Annotated in this window: 10 protein-coding genes; 8 read left to right on the plus strand and 2 right to left on the minus strand. The window is 61.5% G+C overall.

Annotated features, from left to right (window positions below):
* Positions 1-2 precede the first annotated feature (2 nt).
* The 7 genes from M2394_RS11895 to M2394_RS11925 all read left to right on the plus strand — a co-directional run bounded on the left by M2394_RS11895 (position 3) and on the right by M2394_RS11925 (position 9200).
* Entirely contained in the window at positions 3-404 is a 402-nt protein-coding gene (locus M2394_RS11895) for a DUF2946 domain-containing protein (RefSeq protein WP_259172618.1), read from the plus strand.
* 93 nt (positions 405-497) lie between these two features.
* Positions 498-2558, plus strand: a complete 2061-nt coding sequence (locus M2394_RS11900) for a TonB-dependent copper receptor (RefSeq protein ID WP_259172620.1) — start codon at positions 498-500, stop codon at positions 2556-2558.
* Between the two features lie 121 nt (positions 2559-2679).
* The gene (locus M2394_RS11905; RefSeq protein ID WP_178918428.1) at positions 2680-4062 is read left to right on the plus strand and encodes a PepSY domain-containing protein; all 1383 of its coding nucleotides are present in this window, start codon (positions 2680-2682) and stop codon (positions 4060-4062) included.
* 149 nt (positions 4063-4211) lie between these two features.
* On the plus strand, positions 4212-6320 hold the full coding sequence (locus M2394_RS11910; RefSeq protein ID WP_259172621.1) for a TonB-dependent siderophore receptor: 2109 nt from the start codon (positions 4212-4214) through the stop codon (positions 6318-6320).
* A gap of 140 nt (positions 6321-6460) precedes the next feature.
* On the plus strand, positions 6461-7249 hold the full coding sequence (locus M2394_RS11915; RefSeq protein ID WP_178918426.1) for an ABC transporter ATP-binding protein: 789 nt from the start codon (positions 6461-6463) through the stop codon (positions 7247-7249).
* Positions 7246-8193: an ABC transporter substrate-binding protein gene (locus tag M2394_RS11920; protein ID WP_178918425.1), complete on the plus strand. Its 948-nt coding sequence runs from the start codon at positions 7246-7248 to the stop codon at positions 8191-8193. Before M2394_RS11915 ends, M2394_RS11920 begins: the two co-directional genes overlap by 4 nt.
* Complete coding sequence (locus M2394_RS11925; protein WP_259172623.1) at positions 8190-9200, plus strand: iron ABC transporter permease; 1011 nt, start codon at positions 8190-8192, stop codon at positions 9198-9200. The genes M2394_RS11920 and M2394_RS11925 overlap by 4 nt, the downstream gene beginning before the upstream one ends.
* Before the next feature lie 9 nt (positions 9201-9209).
* Here M2394_RS11925 and M2394_RS11930 read toward each other — a convergent pair whose 3' ends face one another.
* Positions 9210-13736, minus strand: a complete 4527-nt coding sequence (locus M2394_RS11930) for a DUF4329 domain-containing protein (RefSeq protein WP_259172624.1) — start codon at positions 13734-13736, stop codon at positions 9210-9212.
* Positions 13737-13870: 134 nt separating this feature from the next.
* Positions 13871-19759: a DUF4329 domain-containing protein gene (locus M2394_RS11935; protein WP_259172625.1), complete on the minus strand. Its 5889-nt coding sequence runs from the start codon at positions 19757-19759 to the stop codon at positions 13871-13873.
* 266 nt (positions 19760-20025) lie between these two features.
* On the opposite strand from M2394_RS11935, the gene urtA reads away from it, so the two are divergent.
* A complete protein-coding gene (gene urtA / locus M2394_RS11940; protein WP_176997074.1) occupies positions 20026-21291 on the plus strand; it encodes an urea ABC transporter substrate-binding protein in 1266 nt (421 codons plus the stop codon).
* The last annotated feature ends 128 nt before the right edge of the window (positions 21292-21419 follow it).

A 21419-nucleotide genomic window follows, 5' to 3' on the forward strand; every position in this document is an offset into this window, starting at 1 on the left:
CGATGGGCGCCCCCCGCGCCAGGTTCTCTCCACACGCCCGTGTAAGACGCGGCGGGTGGATCAGCCTGTTCGCCATGCTGATGATCTTTATCGGTCCGCTGATTTCCCAAGCGATGCCGATGGATCATCACGCCGGTATGTCGATGAGCATGTCCATGGACATGCCGATGGACCATGGCAACACCCATCACCCCAAAGCCCCTGACGAACACCACGCCCTCTGGTCCAAGTGTGGCTATTGCGACCTGCTCTACAGTTGCCCCGCGCTGCCCGGCGGCACGTCAATGTTCACCCTGGGCAGCCCGCCGCCCGCCAACGCCCTCACCCCCGCAACGCGCCTGGGCCATGCCCGGCAGAGCATCTTCCCCGGCGCCCGCAGTCGCGCCCCGCCCATCAACGCGTAAGCACTTCACAGCGTTACTTCACCCCGGCCGACTTTAGACAGACAGCCGCAGGCTGCTGGCCGTGTTGTTTACGATTGATTGATGGAATTTGTCATGTCCAGGTTTTCTGCTGACACCCGTTTGGGAAGCACTCCCGTGGTCGCCGTACTGTGCGGCGCCCTTTTGGCACCACAGGTGTATGCCGACGAACACGAACTGAGCCCTACCGTGATCACGGCGATCGCCCCCAGCTCACCGCTCACCGTGGTCACCCACCCGAAAGACCCGCGCCAGCCGGTGCCCGCCAGCGATGGCGGCGACTACCTCAAAACCATCCCCGGCTTTGCCCTGGTGCGCAACGGCGGCACCAATGGCGACCCGGTACTGCGCGGCATGTTCGGTTCACGCCTGAACATCCTCACCAACGGCAGCATGATGCTCGGCGCCTGCCCGGGCCGGATGGATGCGCCCACCTCGTACATTTCCCCGGAAACCTACGACAAGCTCACCGTGATCAAAGGCCCGCAAACCGTGTTGTGGGGCCCCGGTGCGTCAGCTGGCACCATCCTGTTCGAGCGTGAGCCGGAGCAGTTCGGCGAGCTGGGCACGCGCCTCAACGCCAGTGTGCTGGCCGGTTCCAACGGGCGCTTTGACAAGGTGATCGATGCCGCGGCCGGCGGCCCGTTGGGTTATGTGCGCGTGATCGGCAACCAGGCCCATGCCGACGATTACAAGGACGGCAACAACGACACCGTCGCCTCGCGCTATGACAAATGGAACGGCGACGTCGCCGTCGGCTTCACCCCCGACGCCGACACCTTGCTGGAACTCACGGCCGGCCGTGGCGATGGCGAAGCCCGTTACGCCGGGCGCGGCATGGACGGCTCGCAGTTTCTGCGCGAGAGCCTCGGGCTGCGCTTTGAGAAGTCCAACCTCGGCGAGGTGCTGGATAAGGTCGAAGCCCAGGTCTACTACAACTACGCCGACCACGTGATGGACAACTACAGCCTGCGCGTTCCGTCCGGCACCGGGATGATGGCGGGGCCGATGGCGTCCAACGTCGACCGGCGCACCCTCGGCGCTCGCATCAAGGCCACCTGGCGTTGGGCCGATGTGCAGCTGATCGGCGGCCTGGATGCCCAGACCAACGAACACCGCCAGCGCAGCAGCATGGGCATCGACACCTACAAGGACCTGCCCCGGGTCAAGGACGCCAACTTCCACAACTACGGCGTGTTCGGCGAACTCACCTGGTACGCCGCCGACCGCGAGCGCCTGATCACCGGTGCCCGACTGGACCGCGCCTCGGCCAAGGACTTCCGGCAGACCACCGGTTCCGGCATGAGCGCCCGCCCCAACCCGACGGCCGACAACACCCGCGCCGACACCCTGCCCTCGGGCTTCGTGCGCTACGAGCACGACCTGGCCGACAGCCCTACCACGCTCTACGCGGGCCTGGGCCACTCGGAGCGCTTCCCGGATTACTGGGAGCTGTTTTCGCCCAATACCGGCGCGGTCGGTTCGGTGAATGCGTTCGATGGCGTGAAACCGGAAAAAACCACCCAACTCGACGTTGGCGCGCAATACAAAGCCGAAGCGCTTGAAGCCTGGGCTTCGGGCTATATCGGCCGTGTGCAGGACTTCATCCTGTTCGACTACCGGCCCGGGATGATGGGCACCACCTCCCAGGCGCGCAATGTCGACGCGCGCATCATGGGCGGCGAACTGGGCGCGGCGTACAAGCTGACGCGCCACTGGAAAGCCGACGCCACCCTCGCCTACGCCTGGGGCAAGAACAGCAGTGACGGCAAGGCGCTGCCGCAAATGCCGCCGCTGGACGCGCGCCTGGGCCTCACCTACAGCGAAGACGACTGGAGCGCCGGCGCCTTGTGGCGGGTGGTCGCGGCGCAACACCGCATTGATCAGAACAAGGGCAACGTGGTCGGCAAGGACTTCGACAAGAGTGCGGGGTTTGGCGTGTTCTCGCTGAACGCGGCGTACCGCATCAATAAACATTTCAAGGTCAGCACCGGCGTCGACAACCTGTTCGGCAAGGCCTATGCCGAGCACTTGAACCTGGCCGGCAACGCCGGGTTCGGCTACCCGGCCAGTGACCCGCAAGCCATCAAGGAGCCAGGGCGCACGCTCTGGACCAAGGTGGATATGAGCTTCTAAGAGCATCGCAGGCAAGCCAGCTCCCACCTTTGATTTGTGAATACATTCAAAGGTGGGAGCGGGCTTGCCCGCGATGGCGGCATAACTGACAACAATTTTTAAAGCCTTGCGGAGCACCCTGATGACCACTCAAAAAGTTTCCTTCTACAACCTGGCCTGGCGCTGGCATTTCTACGCTGGGCTATTCGTTGCCCCCTTCATGGTGCTGCTGGCCCTGACCGGCATCATCTACCTGTTCAAACCCCAGCTCGACCCGCTGATGTACGGCGACCTGCTCAAGGTCCAAACCGCTGAACATGCCCTGACCGCCGACGAGCAACTGGCACGCGCCAAAGCGGCCTACCCCAACGCCGCCATCAGCAAATACCTGCCACCGGCCGACGCCACCGCCAGCGCGCAGTTCGTGATGCACAAGGAAGGCCGCGAAGTGACAGTGTTCGTCGACCCTTATCGCGGCACGGTACTCGGCGAGCAGGATTCGAAGTACAACCTGCAAGCCATCGCCCGCGCCCTGCACGGCGAGTTGATGATCGGCACCGTTGGCGATCGTCTGGTGGAGCTCGCTGCCGGCTGGGGTGTGATGCTGGTGGTGTCGGGCGTGTACCTGTGGTGGCCGCGTGGCAAGTCGTCGGCAGGCGTGCTGTGGCCTCGTTTCAGTAGCCGCGGCCGCGTGTTCTGGCGTGACCTGCACGCCGTCGCCGGCTTCTGGGGCGCCGCGTTCCTGCTGGTGATGCTGCTCAGTGGCATGACCTGGACCGGCTTCTGGGGCAAGCAGTACGCCGACCTGTGGAACACCTTCCCGGCGGCGATGTGGAACAACGTGCCGCAGTCCGACCAGCAGGCGCGCATCCTCAATACTGCCAGCCAACAGACCGTGCCGTGGGCCTTGGAAAACACGCCGATGCCGATGTCCGGCGACCACGCCGAGCACATGAACCACGGCGCCATGCACTCAGGTCCGGCCGCGCCGACCGTGCGCCTGCAACAGGTGGTCGACCTGGCCAACGCACGCAAGGTCGAGCCGGGCTACAGCATCACCTTCCCGACCACCGCCACCGGTGTGTTCACCGTCGCGGTGTTCGCCAACGACCCACGCAACGACGCCACCCTGCACGTGGACCAGTACACCGGCAAGGTGCTGGCCGATGTGCGCTGGGAGCACTACAACACGGTCGCCCGTGCAACGGAAACCGGCGTGATGCTGCACGAAGGCAAGATGTTCGGCTGGGTCAATCAGCTGATCGTGCTGTTGATTTGCCTGATGATTCTGCTCAGCGCGGTCAGCGGTGTGGTGATCTGGTGGAAGCGTCGCCCGGCCGGCGGCTTGGGTGTTCCACCGCTGCGCCATGACCTGCCGAAATGGAAAACCGCGATGGTGATCATGCTGGCGCTGGCGATTGTTTTCCCGCTGGTGGGCGCCTCGTTGATCGTGGTGTGGGCACTGGATCGCCTAGTGCTGTCACGCTTCTTCGGCCAACATGAATCTGCCTCAGGTTCTGCATGAACCCTGCGAGATGCCCATGGCAGAGGCCTTCTGTAGCCTTGCGCGACTTTTGTCCCGCAGCCAATAAGTGTTAACTTATAACACTTTCTGCGTTATCGTTGCTCGCCGCGCCTCGCGGCGAGCATCCCTCCAAGAAGACTGATCGACCGATGAACAAGTACCTTGCGTCCGGCGTGTGCCTGCTCGCCCTGCATAACAGCGCCCAGGCCCTGACCCTGCCCGTCAGCCCCATCACCGCGCCGGCCGTCGATGAAGAACGCATCGACCTGGACACCCCGACCACCGCCGGTTCACGCCTGAACCTCACGGCACGGCAAACCCCGGGCAGCGTCGAAAGCCAGACCGGTGAAAAGATCCGCGAGCGCGGCGATGCCAGCGTGCAGGACGCCATCTCCCGCGCCACCGGTATCACCCGCACCGGCACGCCGGGCGACGGCGGCACCTCGTTGCAGGCCCGCGGGTTTACCGGGCAAAGCTCGGTGCTGCAGCTGTACGACGGCCAGCGCATGTTCGACGGCGCCGGCACCTCCACCTTCCCGGTGGACACCTGGTCGGTGGAACGGGTGGACGTGCTGCGCGGCCCCGCCTCAGTGATGTACGGCCAGGGCGCCACCGGTGCGGTGATCAATACCATCGCGAAAAAGCCGTTTGAAGGCGAGATCGAAAACCACGTCCGCCTGGGCTACGGCTCCTACGATCGCCAACAGCAAGCCCTCGACAGTGGCGGCTCGCTGACCGACACCCTGAGCTATCGCCTGAACGTCAACCGCCTGCGCAGCAACGGCTTCATCGACCGGGGCGACTCGTCCAGCGACTTCGTCAGCGGTGCCCTGCGCTGGCAACCGGCCGACAATTTGAGCTTTACCCTGGCCCACGACTACGGCGACCAGACCCCGCAGAACGACTACGGCACGCCGCTGATCAACGGCCAGTTGCACAAAGGCCTGCGGGACAAGAACTACAACGTCAGCGACGCCATCCAGCACTACAACGACCAGTGGACGCGCCTGACCAGCGAGTGGCAGATCAACGACAACGTCACCGCCACCAACGAGCTGTCGTACCTGAAAAACCAGCGTCGCTGGCAGAACGCCGAGAGCTACAACTACGTCGACGGCGGCCTGGTGCGACAGAGCTACCTGGGCATCAAGCACAACCAGGAACAGGTCGGCGACCGCCAGACTTTCACCTTTAAACACACCCTGTTCGGCCTCGACAGCCAGACCGTGGTCGGTGCCGAGTACAACCGCATTCGCTTCCGCCTGGCGAGCAACGCGCCGTTCGATGACGCCACCGCAAGCGGCCAGCCGGTGGACATCAACCACCCGGTGCCACAGCCTTTCGAAAGCGCCGACCCGTTCATCCCGCAGTCGGTCAGCACCACCAAACAGCTGGCGGGCTTTGCCGAGAACCGCCTGCAACTCACCGACAAGCTGTCGCTGATCACCGGTGTGCGCCGTGACTATCTGCACATCGACAATCAGGACCTGACTCCCGAGCACAACGACGCCAACAAGACCCTCACCGGCAACAACTGGAAGGCCGGCCTGGTCTATGCGCTCACCCCCGACACCTCGGTCTACGGCCAGTACGCCACCAGCACCGACGGCGTCGGCAGCCTGATCACCCTGAGCCCGAGCCAGCAGCAATTCGGCCTGTCCACTGCCAAACAGGCCGAGGTCGGCCTCAAGCAATCCTTCTGGGACCAGCGCGGAGAATGGACCCTGGCGGCCTATCACATCGTGAAGAAGAAACTGCTGGTGAGCATCCCCGGCACGAACCTCAAGGAACAGGTCGGCCAGCAATCGTCCAACGGCCTGGAAGCCAGCCTCGACCTGCAACTGCCAGACGCCTGGCAACTGCAAGCCAACGCGGCCATCGTGCGCGCGCAATACGATGACTTCTCCGAAGTGGTCGACGGCCAGTCGGTGTCGCGCAACGGCAACCGCCCCACCGACGTGCCGCGCCGCACCGCCAACCTGTGGTTGAGCAAGGCCGTGACCGACGACGTGCGCGCCGGCGCCGGCGTGCGCTACGTGGATTCGCGTTTCGCCGACACCGCCAACACCAACGAAATACCGAGCTACACCGTGGTCGACGCGACGGTGTCGTGGAGGGCCCTGCGCAACACCACCCTGGGCCTGCAATTGAACAACCTGTTCAACCGCACCTACGCCGTCAGCCAATACAACGAAGGCCAGCAGTGGATCCTGGGCGAGCCGCGCTCCTTCTTCGTCACGGCGGATTACACCTTCTAACTGAATACACACAAACCCAATGTGGGAGCTGGCTTGCCTGCGATGGCGGTCTCTGCGGCAAAGGTGTCTTGCCTGACACACCGCTATCGCAGGCAAGCCAGCTCCCACACTTTTGAACGGTGTTTACCCAGAGCGCATTGATGACTTCTCTCACCCTCACCCGCCTCACCTGGACACCCCAGGCTCACGGCCACTGTCGGCACTCGTTCCACTTGTGTGACGCCAGCCTGCAGGTCGGCGAAGGTGAGTTCGTGGGATTGATCGGCCCCAATGGCAGCGGCAAGACCAGCCTGCTGCGCTGCGCCTATCGGTTCACCAGGCCGGATCAGGGTGACGTGTCGCTCGCCCACCAGAACGTTTGGAAACACAGCGCCAAATGGTGCGCGCAACGCGTCGCCGTGGTGCTGCAGGAATTCCCCGATGCGTTCGGCCTGCGGGTGGACGAGGTGGTCGCCATGGGCCGTACGCCACACAAAGGGCTGTTCGACAGCGACACGCTGCAGGATCAACAGCTGATCCAACAGGCGCTGGAATCCGTCGGCATGCGGGGCTTCGAAGACCATGCCTTTGCGACCCTCTCGGGCGGTGAAAAACAACGCGTGATCCTCGCCCGCGCCCTCGCCCAGCAGCCGCAGTTGCTGATCCTCGACGAACCCACCAACCACCTCGACCCGCGCTATCAGCTGGAACTGCTGCGGCTGGTCAAGCGCCTGAACATCGGCACGCTCGCCAGTATCCACGACCTGAACCTGGCCGCCGCGTTCTGCGACCGCCTGTACGTGATCAACCACGGGCGCATCGTCGCCAGCGGCACGCCCCACGAAGTACTGACCGTCGAACTGCTGCGCGACGTATTCGGCGTCGAGGCACTGATCGACACCCACCCCTTGTCCGGCTACCCCCGAATCACCTGGATAACCCAACCATGACCCTGCGCACCCTGCTCGCCGTTGCCCTGTTGTTCGGCGCTTCGCACGCCGTTGCCGAAGCCACTCACTACCCGGTGACCATCAAGAGTTGCAACCGTGACGTGACCTTCCAGGAAGCGCCGAAACACGCGGTCAGCCACGACATCAACATGACCCAGATGATGCTCGCCCTGGGCCTCAAGTCGCACATGGCCGGCTACAGCGGCGTGACCGGCTGGAAGTCGGTCACCCCCGAAATGGCCGAGATTCTCGACGGCCTGCCGGAGTTGGCGAGCAAATACCCGTCGGTGGAAACCCTGCTCAACGCCAACGTGGATTTCTTCTTCGCCGGCTGGGATTACGGCATGCGCGTGGGCGGTGACCTCACCCCCAGTACCCTGCAACCGCTGGGCATCAACGTGTACGAGCTGACCGAGTCCTGCGCGTTCGTGATGAAGCGCCCAGCCGCCACGCTGGACGACACCTATAACGACCTGCGCAACCTGGGCAAGATCTTCGACGTGCAAGACCGCGCCAACGCGCTGATCGCACAGATGCAGGCGCAGGTGGCCAACGTGCAAAGCGACCTGCCTGCCGACAAGCCACGCGTCTTCCTGTATGACAGCGGAGAAGACCGCGCCATGACCTCCGGCCGCCTGGGCATGCCCCAGGCGCTGATCGAGGCGGCGGGTGGGCGCAATATTCTCGATGACATCGACGCCAGCTGGACCCGGGTCAACTGGGAAACCGTGGTGGAACGCAACCCGCAGGTGATCGTGATCGTCGACTACAGCGAAATCACTGCCGAGCAGAAGGAGCAGTTCCTGCTCAACAACCCAGCGCTGCAAGCGGTGGACGCGATCAGGAACCAGCGGTTTATCGTGATCCCTTACGTGCAGGCCACGCCAGGCATCGACAACGTGCTGGCGGTGGAAACCCTGGCCAAGGGGTTTCACGGCGAATGATCACCCGTCGCTACGCCTTGTTGCTCGCCACGCTGGCTGCGGTGCTGCTGGTGTCTTGTGTGATCTCCCTGGGCTTCGGCCCGGCGCGGGTGCCAGTGGAAGTGGTGTGGCGCATCGTGCTGTTCAAAGCCTTTGGCGTGGGTGAGGTGAACTGGCCGGCCGGGCAGGAACATATTGTGTGGTTGATCCGCGTGCCACGCATGTTGCTGGGCGCGCTGGTGGGGGCCGGGCTGGCCTTGATCGGGGCCGTGTTGCAGGCGGTCACGCGCAACCCGCTGGCTGACCCGCACCTGCTGGGCGTCACCTCCGGCGCCACCCTCGGCGCGGTGATCGTGGTGCTGCATGTAGGTGAAATTGTCGGCCTGCTGACCCTGCCCATCGCCGCCTTTATCGGCGCGCTGCTGAGCATGCTGGTGGTGCTGGCGGTGGCCAGTCGCAATGGGCGGCTGGAGAGCGATCGCCTGCTGCTGTGCGGCGTGGCGGTGTCGTTCGTGATGATGGCGACGGCCAACCTGCTGCTGTTCATGGGCGACCATCGCGCCGCGTCGGCGGTGATGTTCTGGATGCTGGGCGGCCTGGGCCTGGCACGCTGGGAGCTGTTGGCGATTCCTGCCGTTACCGTGCTGATGGGCTTGCTGGTATTGGCAGGCATGGCCCGGCCGTTGAACGCGCTGATGGCCGGCGAACAGACAGCCGTGACCCTGGGCCTGAACGCGCGCAACGTGCGCTTGAAGGTGTTTCTGGTGGCGTCCTTGATGACCGGTGTGCTGGTGTCCATCAGCGGCTCTATCGGCTTCGTCGGGCTGATGGTGCCGCACATCGCCCGGCGCCTGATCGGCGCCGAGCATCGCCGGTTACTGCCGGTGTGTGCGCTGCTGGGCAGCCTGTTCCTCGTGTGGGTGGACGTGGCCGCACGCACCTTGATCGCCCCCGAGGATTTGCCGATTGGCGTGGCCACGGCGGCGATTGGCGGATTGTTTTTTATCGGTTTGATGCGCAAACGTTAGACCGATGACTCACAACTCATCCCGATCCGGCCGGTAGGTCGTGTTGCCTGGCAGCCTCAGGTCGCTGCCCACCAGGGTGCGCAGGGTCCAGAAACTGCCACGGCGCAGCACCCGGAACTGACCGAGTCGCGCCAGTTCCGACAGCGCGTGTGAAGGCGTCGGGGCGAAGCCCGTGTAACCCCCTTCAGCGGTCCACTTACCATTTACAGCCAACAAGTTGGCTTCATCCTGGCCGAACGTCGGGGTGTAGCTCAACAAGGCCCCGTCACGGGCCGTCAGGTAAAAGCCGGTGATGGGTAACCTGCGTTTTTTCAGTTCATACAGGTAAAACCCCAGCTCGCGCCATGAAACGAAATACTCAGCGTAGGAACGTTCAACGCCTACGCTCACCTGGTCCAGGCCCGCGTGAAACAGCAGGTGCGCGGCACTGACCTGATAGCCGTCCGGCCAAACAGAATCAGGCTTGAACAGGCTCACGGCGACCGTTGATGGGAATCCGTTATCAGGCGTTGGCAGTATCGGCACATGATTGCTGGCCACGGTTTTCTCCAGCAACGCACCGATTGCCGGTTGACCGGCATAGCGCCCCGCCCGGTCGTGCACGAAACCGGCGGCATCATCGCGATGAACATGCACGGGGCCCAATGCCCATGAGGTCTGGTCAGCCGGCAACACGCCCTGTGAGCGACCCGGCTGCCACTGCGCATCCACTACACCCACACCCGGCCAATTGTCACTGGGCACCAGGATGCGCAACTCTCCAGCCGCCGCCGTACGCCGGATGTACTCACGGGGGCTGAGCAGGCGCAGTTTCAACTTGAGGTCGTCCTGATAGTCGACAAAGCGGTCATTACGCACGGTGAACTTCAGCAAGGCGCCATCGGCGCACGACAAATAAACAGGAAACGCCGCGCGGCTCGCCATCGCGCGTACCTGATACATCGCCGATATCAACCGCGACGGGGAGATCAGCCCCCGATAAATGGAGTCCAGCGTCATGATCTCGCCGACGGGTTGAATGTCGCCCCATTGCAACCCACACAGATACAGCCCGGCCATTTGATAGCGATAGGGATAACCGGCATCGGCAAAAACCCGACGATGAGCCAGGTCCGACCCACTGTCGGTGACGGGCAACGTGGTCACAAAATGCCCGTTGACGGTGGATTGGAGCACATAGCCAAACTGTGCTTCATCCCTCGACCCGGCATGTTCATGGGCATAGCGCGCCGCATCATCGGCACGGCTGTGCAGCGGGCTGAATGCAGGGTCGACCCTCGCCTCAAGGTAGCGCCGGCCACGCAAGTCCACGCCGGCAAACGGGCGCCAACTGTCAACCGGTCCAGGCATCCCCCACATCGCACTGCCAGTCACTACCTGCAGTTCGAACGCTTGGCTCACACGGTTCACATACGCCGCAGGGGCCAACTCCCCCTTGCGTATCTGCTGTTCAAGCGACCCGCTCAGCCAGTCGTTACGATTACGCGGTCGTGTGACGAGCACGGCTGCCGAAATGGGCGTGTATTTCAATTCCGGGCGCGGCTTCAAGCGGATCAAGGCACCGTCGGGCGCCAGCAAGTAGTGGCTGTGACGCGCTAGAGCAGCGGACAGCGACTGCGCCAACACACGTGTGGAAAACATGTTGCCGTACACCGCCGACTGGGCCGGCGCGAGCAGAAACGGCCATTGCGTCGCCGGCCGTGAGTGGTAGCTGGCAACCACCGTTGTGCGAGGTGGGTACAGGCCACGTGTGACCATTTCATCAGGGAAGATGCTTTTGACATCGAATACTTCATCCGACACCCGAAGCGGTTCAGTGGCAACGAACCCGCCATCGTCACGACGCAGGATAATGCCGCCATAGGATCGGTCGAGGCTCGGCAAGACACGACGACGGATATACCGCGCCGCGTCATCCATCGACACAAACGCCGGGCTGAGCCGGCGCCGCTGCAGGTTTTCATAAGGGACCCACAGCCCATTCACATCGCCGGCGATGCTCCAGCAATCACTGGGCTGGATGACCTGCAAGCGGCCGGAAGCTGCTACCTGTCGTACAAACTGAATCGGTTGCAGCGTGCCAATGTCCAGCTTGGCCCGCACGGTCTCAAGAGGGTCCGCATCGCTGCGCGCCTCGAACATGGCAAAGGTGGAAGGTGACTGGTAGCGCAACAGGGCCCCCTCCGGTGTGGCTATAAACACCGGGGCGCCGTAGGGCGGCTGCATCGACTGGAGACGCGCCTGCACAATGGCCTCACTCAAGTCCTCGGGTTCGATAAACACCCGTTTCAACCAGGCTGCCGAGCCATTGCCGACAAACTGGTTGGCGTAATACAGGCTGTGGCAATCGAAACCGTCGGGCAATGTCGTGCCATACAGGCTGGCGAGAGACAGCAGCGGCGATTGGCGGGTGACCGGGATCAACTCGCTGGCAACGTATTCTTCCCGGCGTTCGTGCTTGAGAATGAACGCAAAGTAGAGGCTGGCATACGGTTGTGCATAGTCCTGTGGGTCACGTCGAAAAAGATCGCTGGCAGCGTCGTTGGCGTTGCCGAATAGAGGCCCGTGGCTCACCGTCGCCGGTCGTTGGAACTGCAACGTGCGCATCCCCGGGCCCCAGTCCAGCTCGACAAAGTCGGCCGGCCCCCACAACGCGTTGCCGATGACCACCCGCAACGTGCCCGCCTCGGCGAGGGTGCGCACCACATCCGCGGGTTTGATCACACCGTCGGCAAAGCGTTTTCCAATCGCACTCTCGCCATTGGCCGTTTCAGGCACCCATTGCTTGCGCCAATCCGAGGTCGTGATAGACGGGCTGTAGAGGATCAGGCTGTCCTGGGATCCCGACAGGTAGCCGGGAAGCCCGGACGCCAGGAGGTCGGCGACGTCTGCGGGGTGAAACATTTGCCCTCCCAATTCAGCCTCCTGGCGGGTCCACTTGAGGCGGGCAACAAGTACCGGGTCAGTGGTCGACAGCGCAGCACGCGTGCCATAGCGCGCATGCAGGCGATAACCCGCGTTCAGGATAATGGGCGAGTGCTGGCGATCAACCGGGTAAAGGCCTTCAAAAGCAAAGGGCCTCGGCCCCGTGGGCACGGGCTGCGTCACCACAAAGCGGCCATCGGGTCGTTGGAGAATCATCCCGCCGAGTACCTGCTCGCGACGCCCATTGAGGGTGCCATGGACAAAGCGGGCTGCGTCGTCGGCCGACAAAAAAGCAATACTCAGGGGCGACAGCGGGAACTGCGAATAGGGGACCCACTGCGCATCCACCACGCCACTGCGGTCCCACAGCGCACTGGTTTTCTCCACGCTCAGTTCACCCGCCTCTGCCACTTTTCGGACAAAGTCGCGGGTCAGCAATGAACCGTCCAGGAGTGCGGCTTGCCAGCCGTTATCGATCACCTGACCGTCTGGCGCATAGGCAAACAACTGGGACTCAAGCGCCGAGCCGGAAAAGCGATAGCGCAAGATGGCGTCGTCCCGTAGCCGGATATACAACGACGCACCCAGCGTGGATTGCGCGCCCTGGCTGTACTGACGAAACCGCACAATGTGCTGCGCAAGCTCCAGTGGGCTGATGAAGTTTTTGAACAGCCAGCTTTCCAGCGTCGGGTATTGGGCGGGTAATGGCCTTGAATTAATGCAAATCCCATGCAGGTGATAGCCAACAGGCAACGGGGGCAACTCGCTCGCCAGCCCCTCGATGGGATCCGGATCGCGCGCCACATACTCCGAAAGCGTATCGGACTGCAGAATCAATACCTGTTGCCGAATGTTGGGTTTACGCCGCATCTGTATCGTGGCCTGCGCCAACGCCTGCTGCGTGTCTGCAAATACCGGCCAGGGCTTGTAAGGCTCCCAATTGGCCGGAACCTGGCCCACCGAACCACCCCAGTAAGGGCTGGATATCAGAAAGGTCAACCGCCCGACTGAGGCGACTTTCTTGTAATACCCTTCAATGGTCCCGTCAAAGGCATGCGGCGATTCGAACGGCCCTCGAGTGGTAATCCAGTGAGCAAAGCCAAGCGCCGCCGGGGTTTCATCAAACTGGTATTTGATCAGCGTGCCGTCCGGCCCAGAGAGGTAAGCCTCCCTGAATTTTGGCCGGTTCTGGTGGTTGAAGATGATGTCCGGCTCTGAGTAAAACCCCTGGTAAGCCGTGATCTGGTGCGCGCTCCACGCAGGATTTTCACGCGCAACCCACGCCGTCGTATTGGGGTGCGTGTGCCAGCTTGCGACAATGTGGTACCCCTCCGGGTCCAGGTAAGCCGTGTTGGCCGGGTTGCTGTCCAGCAAGAGGCTGAAATTGAACGTGGTGGGCCGGTCCGAAATCGGCTCGCTGCCAACAAAAAGACCGTCCGCCAAACGCCGCAGAATGACGCTGCCGAACTCCACCTGCAAATTGAGCCCCACGCGCCCATGGAGATAGCGTGCCACCTCATCGGCACTGGAAAAGGCCGGGCTGAGGGTGCCCAGTTTGGCGTGGCCTTGGGGGAGGGTCGCGCGCGTGTTGCGAAGCTTGTATTCATCCATGATGAGTGCCTGCTGATCAAGAGTTGATAAATCAGGCCTGCCTCCACAGGGCAGGCACTGAACGTTTCATCATCTTGTAAGCGGCGCTCCGACTGGGGGCGCTACATAAAGCAAGGGCCGTAGACAGATGCCACCTACGCTTGAGCGGTCTTGCGCAACTCCATCAACAACCTGACCCCCACTTGCCCGCGAGGCTGCCAGAACCCATCTGGCTCAAGGATGTACAGCTTGCCGGAGTTAGCCAGCGTGGTAATCGCGTGGCTGGGCTTGTCGGCAAGGTGGTACGGCCAGTCTTCACGCAGCAGCTTGCCTTCAGCCTCCAGATAGCTGGGTAAGTACATCAACAGCGCCCCATTACGTGGCGTGAAGTAATAACGAGCACCCTTCACGTTATCGGTCTTGAACATCTCAACAAAAAACCGTATTTCCTTTCGCGCCATGAAGTTACTGGCGAGCGCCTCCTCATGCCTGTCCGCAAGTTGCTCGAGGGTGTCGTCCACCTTGTACAACTGCTGTATCCCCATCAGTCGGTAGCCTGCAGGATATTTGGGCGACACCTTCGGCTCTCGCTGGTTTACGACGCCTCTCAGAAGACGATTGAACGCCGATGTGGACATACGCGCCCCCACTTCCACAGTCGGCCCACTGTCATCCACGGGATCAGTCACCAGAAACGTGCTGGCAGTACTGCTTTCGATCAGGGCGGCCATCCAAGCCTTACCCGGCGTTGGACTTACGCCGCGCCATAGGTAGCGGGCCGCATCGTCGGCATGGGAAAACAGCGGTCCCAAGGCAATTCGTTCATCTTCGCGCGGGGTGTAGACACGGGCGTCGTACGCCGTCCAGCGTTGCGATACCCGCCCTTGTGTTGCCCATATCTCCCCAGTGACCAATACCTCAAGCGTTCCATGGCGAGCAACGTCGCGGATATAGTCAGCAGCGTTATAGGGTCCGTTGAGCTTTTTCACATAAGCCTGCAAACCGGTGTAAGTCGTCCAGTCGACAATCAAGCCCGAAGCACTGTATTTGAGCAAGGCGCTGTCGGCGCACGACAGGTACAGCGGCAGGAATGTATCGACGCCCTCCGCTACTTGGCGCACGGCAGTCAATGCGGCAAGCAACAGTGTCGGATTGACGAAGCTGCGATAGATCGGCGACGCACCCAGCTCATCCGGTTGACGCGCTGGCGCACAGACATAGAGCCCTTGCACGCTGCACCCAAGCGGTAACTGTCCGCGCAGCCATACACGGGCCTTGGGAAATTGCAGGTCTTCACCCTTGACCGGCAGGGTTGCCATCCAGTGTCCGTTAGCGGCCTTGAGGATAAAGCCGAAGGTCAACGCGCTGCGATCACCGGCCTGCCCATGAATATGACGGGCCACGTCGTCAATATGGCTGAACACCGGTCCGCAGGCGCGATCAGCCAACGCATAATTGTTCTCCTCAGGCTCGACGTAGCCGTGAGCAATGCGCCACCCCAAGGATAACGCTTGCGCGCTGCCCCAAACGTCACTGCCCTGTATCACCTGCATCGACGCTGCTTTAAGTACCTGATTAACATACTCGGTTGGGGTTGTGCTGCCGTCGCGCAGTTGCTGCTCTGCCAGGTTGCTGTGCGGGTCGTGGGGCGTTTGGCCAGAGGGCACCAGGTTCTGTTGCAGCGTCTGACGATCAAGGGCAATACGAGCTTTCTGCTGCGGGCTCAGCACGTCTGTGCCGATGTCACTGCAACTGAAACCAATCAACGAGCCGTCGAGCCCGAGCAGGTATTCATGGCTCCACAGGTGAGTGCTAGCAAATGCCTTGGCCAATACCTCGGTGGAAAACATGCTGCGGTACACGGCCAATTCTTCAGTATCAAGCAGGAACGCAGGCAGCGTGTCGCACCGTGAACGATAGCGCGCTACCAGTTTCATACTGGGCGCCAGCCGGTCCTGCAACACGTCGTCGGATGGCAGAATCCACTGGGGGTCGAAGTTTTCCGAAGGCACAAGCATCGGCTCAGTCGCCACGAATAGGCCGTCCACACGCCTCAGAATCAGCCCTCCAAATACGTCTTCACGCTGGACGCCCAACCGCGCCTGCGCGTAGCGGACAGCGTCAGCCTGGCTGAAAAACGCCGGGCTGAGCGCTCGACGATTGAAATCCGCATAGGGCAGCCAGTCCACGCTGAGTTTTCCGGTTTCATCCCAGCAGTCATTGCCGATGATCACCGTCAGCCAGCTCTGGGTACACACCTGGGTGACGAAACCCTGGGCGGTCAATTGGCCGCTGGCCAACAACGTATGCACATCTTCAAAATTGCCGGGCGCTTGTTTCACCGCGTCGAACAGCCGGGTCGATACCGGGGTCTGGTACTTGAGCAACGCGTTATCCAGGGTCGAGATATACACCGGTAACGTAATCAGGCTGCCTGCTGACCGCCAGCGCCTGGCAGCCTCAAACCCACTGTACAAATCGGCGGAGGAGAGAAAATGCCTAGCCAGCCATTGCTGATCACTTGGCAATAATTCCGGCATCCAGCGCCGCGCATAAAACAAACCGTGCAACCCGAATCCGGACGGGTACACATAGGCTCCCTCGTCATCGTTCACGAACAGGCTCGCCAAGCTGAACAGGGGGATTCCCTGCTCACCCGGGACAGTCTCGGACACTAGGTATTCATCTTTCTGCGCATGCTTGAGCACGAACGCAAAGCAGGTTTGCGCCGAACCATAACCACGGGAAACACGAGAGTGCGCATGCCGGGCGGCCTCGTCCGCGCTGCTGAATACAGCCCCGTACCCGACCTGCTCAGGAGCCTGGTGGTCCTGGATGGCAGGAAAGGCACGCCAGTGCTCTGTCACCACACCGGCAGTGCCCCACAAAGGGCTGCCCAGCACGATACGCAACCCTGTGGTCGCCAACGTCCGAACCATCGCTTCAGGCGGGACCTCACCACGCCCGCGCCGCTGCTCCATCACGCTACCCTGGGTGCCCGGTTCAAGTGACTTGAGCAGCGCCAACTCGGCTTCTGAACCGCTCAAGTCATAGGCGATCAAGGCGTTTTCGGCGCACGACAGGTAAGCCACCGAGACCTTGTGGCGGTTGCCGATCAGACTGCGCAAATCCGCGTCGGTGAACAGTTGCCAGTCGACATACGCTTGATCGCGCGACCATCCGTAGCGGCTCATGCGCGACCGCTCCAACAACGCTGCCGCTTTGCAGGACGCATATTGCCCATGCAGTGTGTAGGAGGTCGGCACGATGAGGGTGCCACTGTGATCGACAGGCAACAGCGAGTCAGCGGCGAACCTGCCGCCGGCACGGCAAGGCCAAGGCAGCGTGGCGACATATCGTTGATCGGCCGTCTGCAGGATGACCCCACAGAACTCTACGTCACGCTGGTTGCCGACCTGGTCATGGGCGAAACGTGCAGCATCGTCGGCGCTGAGGAAGGGCGGGCTCAACACCGGTGATGGATAACGCGCATGCGGTCGCCATAACGCCCGCACCACACCTTCGACGTCCCACATCGTACCGGTGCGCAGCACAAATAACTCACCAGCCGCCGCCACTTTCAATACGAACTGTTGGGGGGTGAGTTGGCCTGCAATCAATGCCGCGAGTTGGCCGTTGTCAGTGACAGTGCCCGTCGGGGCTATGCCATAGAGTTGGTTTTCTTGAGGAGTGCCAGAGAACGTGTATTTGAGCCGGGCGCCGTCTCGGGTATTGAGGTAGAGCACCCGCAACGGGCTATTCACCAGACGAGACCGCGCAATCGCGGCGGCGAGGTCGCCCGATGAAATGAAACTCTCTAACAGCCAATGCTGCACGATCTTCAAGCCCAGCGGTGGGCGCGGTAAAAAGCAAACGCCGTACAGATCATAGCCAGCCGGAAGCTCATCCATGACCTGCTGCGTGGAAAAGACCGGCAGGCCAGGGCGCAGCGCCGCTGGCCGAGTGACCACATAGGCCTCGGCCTGTTGGGACTTGATAATAAATGCGAGCGGGTTGCCACTCGTTGACTGCTGGTCCTGGCCGTATTGCGCTGCAGCTTGCGCGTCAGCAAACACCCAGCTATACGCAGGAGCAATGGCGCCGGCGGCCACAAAGGATTGATACGGTGCCCACACACCCGGAACTCTGCCGAGAGAGTTGCCCCACACCGAGCTCGACTCGAGCACATGGAATTCGCCCAACCGCACCAGCTTCCTGACCATTTCGACGCAAGTACCGTCGAAACCATCCAGTTGAGGCTTGATCGCAAACAGGCGTAAGCCTTCCTTCAGAAAAGCGCTGAAATTGCGCTCGGCCTCAGAGCCGCTGCGAACATATTTGATCAGCGAATTGAACGGGCTGGCGTAATAAAGCGCAGCAATCGTTTGGTGCGCAGCGGTGATACTCACGGTATACGCATAATTAGGGACGGCGGTGTACAGGAGCGCTTCGTCATCCAGGGACAGTTCACCCTGGACATTCGTGCGCAGAGGCAACTTGCGCTTCACCTGCTCGATCTGATTTGCCAGGGCGACGAAAAAACCAACCACACGATAGCCTGACGGCAAGACTAGGTTGGTCGAAATCGCCCCGTCATACGCTAGTCCCAACTGCGTACTCAACGCCGACTCACGCAGAGGCGCAGTGGAGACAAATCGCCCATCATCACGTTCCAGAACAAGACCGAGTTGATCCTCGTCGCGGCTGGAAATGCGTTCGTGCAGATAGCGGGCGGCGTCATCGGCCGTGATGAACGCCGGGCTCATGGTTTTCATCAACTGCTCGAAAGGCGGTTCTTCCGGTTGGAACCGCCCGATTTCACGCCACTCGGTGCCCGCCTGTACGATATCCAACTCGCCAATGGCTGCCAGGCGCTCGACGAATTGGCGCGGCGTCATTGTGCGTGCTTTCAATTGTGCTTCAACGCGGGCGCCCCCCGTTCCCAACAAACCCGCTTCGCCGTCCGTAGCTGAAAAACGATAAGCCAGCAACGCGCCATCATCGCTGCGCATCACCAGGCTCAGGCGTTGATCTCGGTCGTATAGCTCGGGGGCCACGCGTAGTTGTTCAGCAGCAGCGGCCAACAACGTAGGCGTAAAAAAATACGGATGCTGCCAGGTTTCGGGGGGTGGGGGGCGGCAATAGATCGCGTTGATACGAAAATTCGACGCAAGCCGAACACCACCGTCCGCGCGTTGCGGGAATAGTTGGGCCGGTGGAGTGAGTTCGCCGCGCTCCCAGCCTTGGGTGGGAACGAGATACTCGTCTTTTTTGCCAACCGCCTTTAACTGGTAGCCGAACACCACTGCCGCGTTCGCTGGCAACAGGTGCTGGAACCCCTGCTCGGGCAAGACTTTTCTGAACAACGGTTGCATCGCGCCGGAGCTCAATACCGTGCCCTGCTTCCAGCTTTTGTCGACGCGCCCACGCGCGTCCCCCCAGGCGCGGTTGGCCACGATCACCCAGAGTTCACCCGCCTCGGCCATCAGTGGGATGTAGTCGTCAAACACATCGAGCGTGCTGCGCTGATCAGGTGAGATACGCTGCAGAAATTCGCGCTCGTTCTTCGTGCCACTGGTCACGTATTTGATCAGCGATCCGTCTGGCCCGCACAGATAATGCGCTGCGGCGAGTTGACGAAACTGGATGATTATTTCGATATCGTAGAACGAGAACATGCCACGCACGATGGCACGCTGATCTTCGGTGAGGCGAGTGTTCCTAAATTTTTCGTCATTGGCCGGATGGGAGTGATAGAACGCGTGACAGCTATAACCGGGAGGCAGAATCAGCTTGCCGTCATCGCCAATGTCTATCACATCGCTAGGGGCGAAGCCGCCTACTTCACCCATGATTGGCGATGAGGCATAAAAGCGACCACCCTTTTGCAGAATTGCGCCGCCGTATTCGACATCGTGTTTGTCGATGCGCTTGTGTGCCCAGAAAGCCGCGTCATCGGCACTGATAAAAGGGCCTTCGAGGGCAAGCTTTTCTTCCAGCGAAGGCGCGGGCGTATCGGATGAGTACAGGTCGTCCCCGTTCATCATGTGCTCCAGTGAGGGTGGTGGCTGAGGTTTCCTTCATCCTCGGTCGATCACAGCCCGTAGGTGCGCTACATAATATTGGCAAGCACCACAACGGCACATCGGCGTGCACGCTCCCCCTCATCAGGCGCCACATTGGTGCGTGACGTTACCTGTGAATTCCTGTGGTGATCCGCCCCAGCAAGGCTTTTTCAACTTCGGCACAGCCCTTGCTATCTCCTGTTCTAACAGTCATCCAAGAAAAAATCGGTCACGGAGATCGCACCATGAAGCGTCGCAGCTTGATCAAGGCTTTCACTCTTTCGGCATCCATTGCCGCCATGGGCATGACCTGGACCGTGCAGGCCGCCGAGACCATCAAGGTCGGCATCCTGCACTCGTTGTCCGGGACCATGGCCATCTCCGAAACGTCGCTCAAAGACATGGCGCTGATGACCATCGACGAGATCAACGCCAAGGGCGGGGTGAACGGCAAGATGCTCGAACCGGTGGTCGTGGACCCCGCGTCCAACTGGCCGCTGTTCGCCGAGAAAGGCCGGCAGTTGCTGACCCAGGACAAGGTGGCCGTGGTGTTCGGTTGCTGGACCTCGGTGTCGCGCAAGTCCGTGCTGCCGGTGTTTGAAGAACTCAACGGCCTGCTGTTCTACCCGGTGCAGTACGAAGGCGAAGAGATGTCGCCGAACGTGTTCTACACCGGTGCCGCGCCGAACCAGCAAGCCATCCCCGCCGTGGAATACCTGATGAGCGAAGAAGGCGGCGGCGCCAAGCGCTTCTTCCTGCTGGGTACCGACTACGTGTACCCGCGCACCACCAACAAGATCCTGCGCTCGTTCCTGCACTCCAAAGGCGTAGCGGATAAAGACATCGAAGAGGTCTACACCCCGTTCGGCCACGCCGATTACCAGACCATTGTCGCCAACATCAAGAAGTTCTCCGCTGGCGGCAAGACCGCTGTGATCTCCACGGTGAACGGCGACTCCAACGTGCCGTTCTACAAAGAGTTGGCCAACCAAGGCCTGAAGGCCACCGACGTACCGGTGGTGGCGTTCTCGGTGGGTGAAGAAGAACTGCGCGGCATCGACACCAAGCCGCTGGTGGGCAACCTTGCCGCCTGGAACTACTTCCAGTCGGTGGAGAACCCGGTGAACAAGAAATTCGTCGCCGACTGGAAGGCCTATGCCAAGGCCCACAACCTGCCGGGCGCAGACAAGGCCGTGACCAACGACCCGATGGAAGCCACCTACGTGGGCATCCACATGTGGGCGCAAGCGGCAGAGAAAGCCAAGTCCACCGACGTCGACAAAGTGCGTGAAGCCCTGGCCGGCCAGACCTTCGCCGCGCCGTCCGGCTTCACCCTGACCATGGACAAGACCAACCACCACCTGCACAAGCCGGTGATGATCGGCGAGATCCAGGCTGACGGGCAGTTCTCGGTGGTGTGGCAGACCGACAAGCCAATCCGCGCCCAGCCGTGGAGCCCTTACATCCCGGGCAATGACAAGAAGCCGGATTACGCGGTGAAAAGTAACTAAAGCCCGACTCGGTCAAAAACTGTGGGAGCGGGCTTGCTCGCGAATGCGGTGGATCAGCAAGAAATGCATTGACTGACACACCGCATTCGCGAGCAAGCCCGCTCCCACAGTTTGAACCGTGCATGATC

The organism is Pseudomonas sp. BIGb0164 (assembly GCF_024810135.1).
In the GTDB taxonomy this organism is placed as follows: domain Bacteria; phylum Pseudomonadota; class Gammaproteobacteria; order Pseudomonadales; family Pseudomonadaceae; genus Aquipseudomonas.

Bases quoted from the DNA above. Each gene is read 5' to 3' on its own strand.
- urtA (WP_176997074.1), top strand. From the start codon at position 20,026: ATGAAGCGTCGCAGCTTGATCAAGGCTTTCACTCTTTCGGCATCCATT.
- M2394_RS11935 (WP_259172625.1), bottom strand. From the start codon at position 19,759: ATGAACGGGGACGACCTGTACTCATCCGATACGCCCGCGCCTTCGCTG.
- M2394_RS11910 (WP_259172621.1), top strand. From the start codon at position 4,212: ATGAACAAGTACCTTGCGTCCGGCGTGTGCCTGCTCGCCCTGCATAAC.
- M2394_RS11925 (WP_259172623.1), top strand. From the start codon at position 8,190: ATGATCACCCGTCGCTACGCCTTGTTGCTCGCCACGCTGGCTGCGGTG.
- M2394_RS11905 (WP_178918428.1), top strand. From the start codon at position 2,680: ATGACCACTCAAAAAGTTTCCTTCTACAACCTGGCCTGGCGCTGGCAT.
- M2394_RS11930 (WP_259172624.1), bottom strand. From the start codon at position 13,736: ATGGATGAATACAAGCTTCGCAACACGCGCGCGACCCTCCCCCAAGGC.
- M2394_RS11920 (WP_178918425.1), top strand. From the start codon at position 7,246: ATGACCCTGCGCACCCTGCTCGCCGTTGCCCTGTTGTTCGGCGCTTCG.
- M2394_RS11915 (WP_178918426.1), top strand. From the start codon at position 6,461: ATGACTTCTCTCACCCTCACCCGCCTCACCTGGACACCCCAGGCTCAC.
- M2394_RS11900 (WP_259172620.1), top strand. From the start codon at position 498: ATGTCCAGGTTTTCTGCTGACACCCGTTTGGGAAGCACTCCCGTGGTC.
- M2394_RS11895 (WP_259172618.1), top strand. From the start codon at position 3: ATGGGCGCCCCCCGCGCCAGGTTCTCTCCACACGCCCGTGTAAGACGC.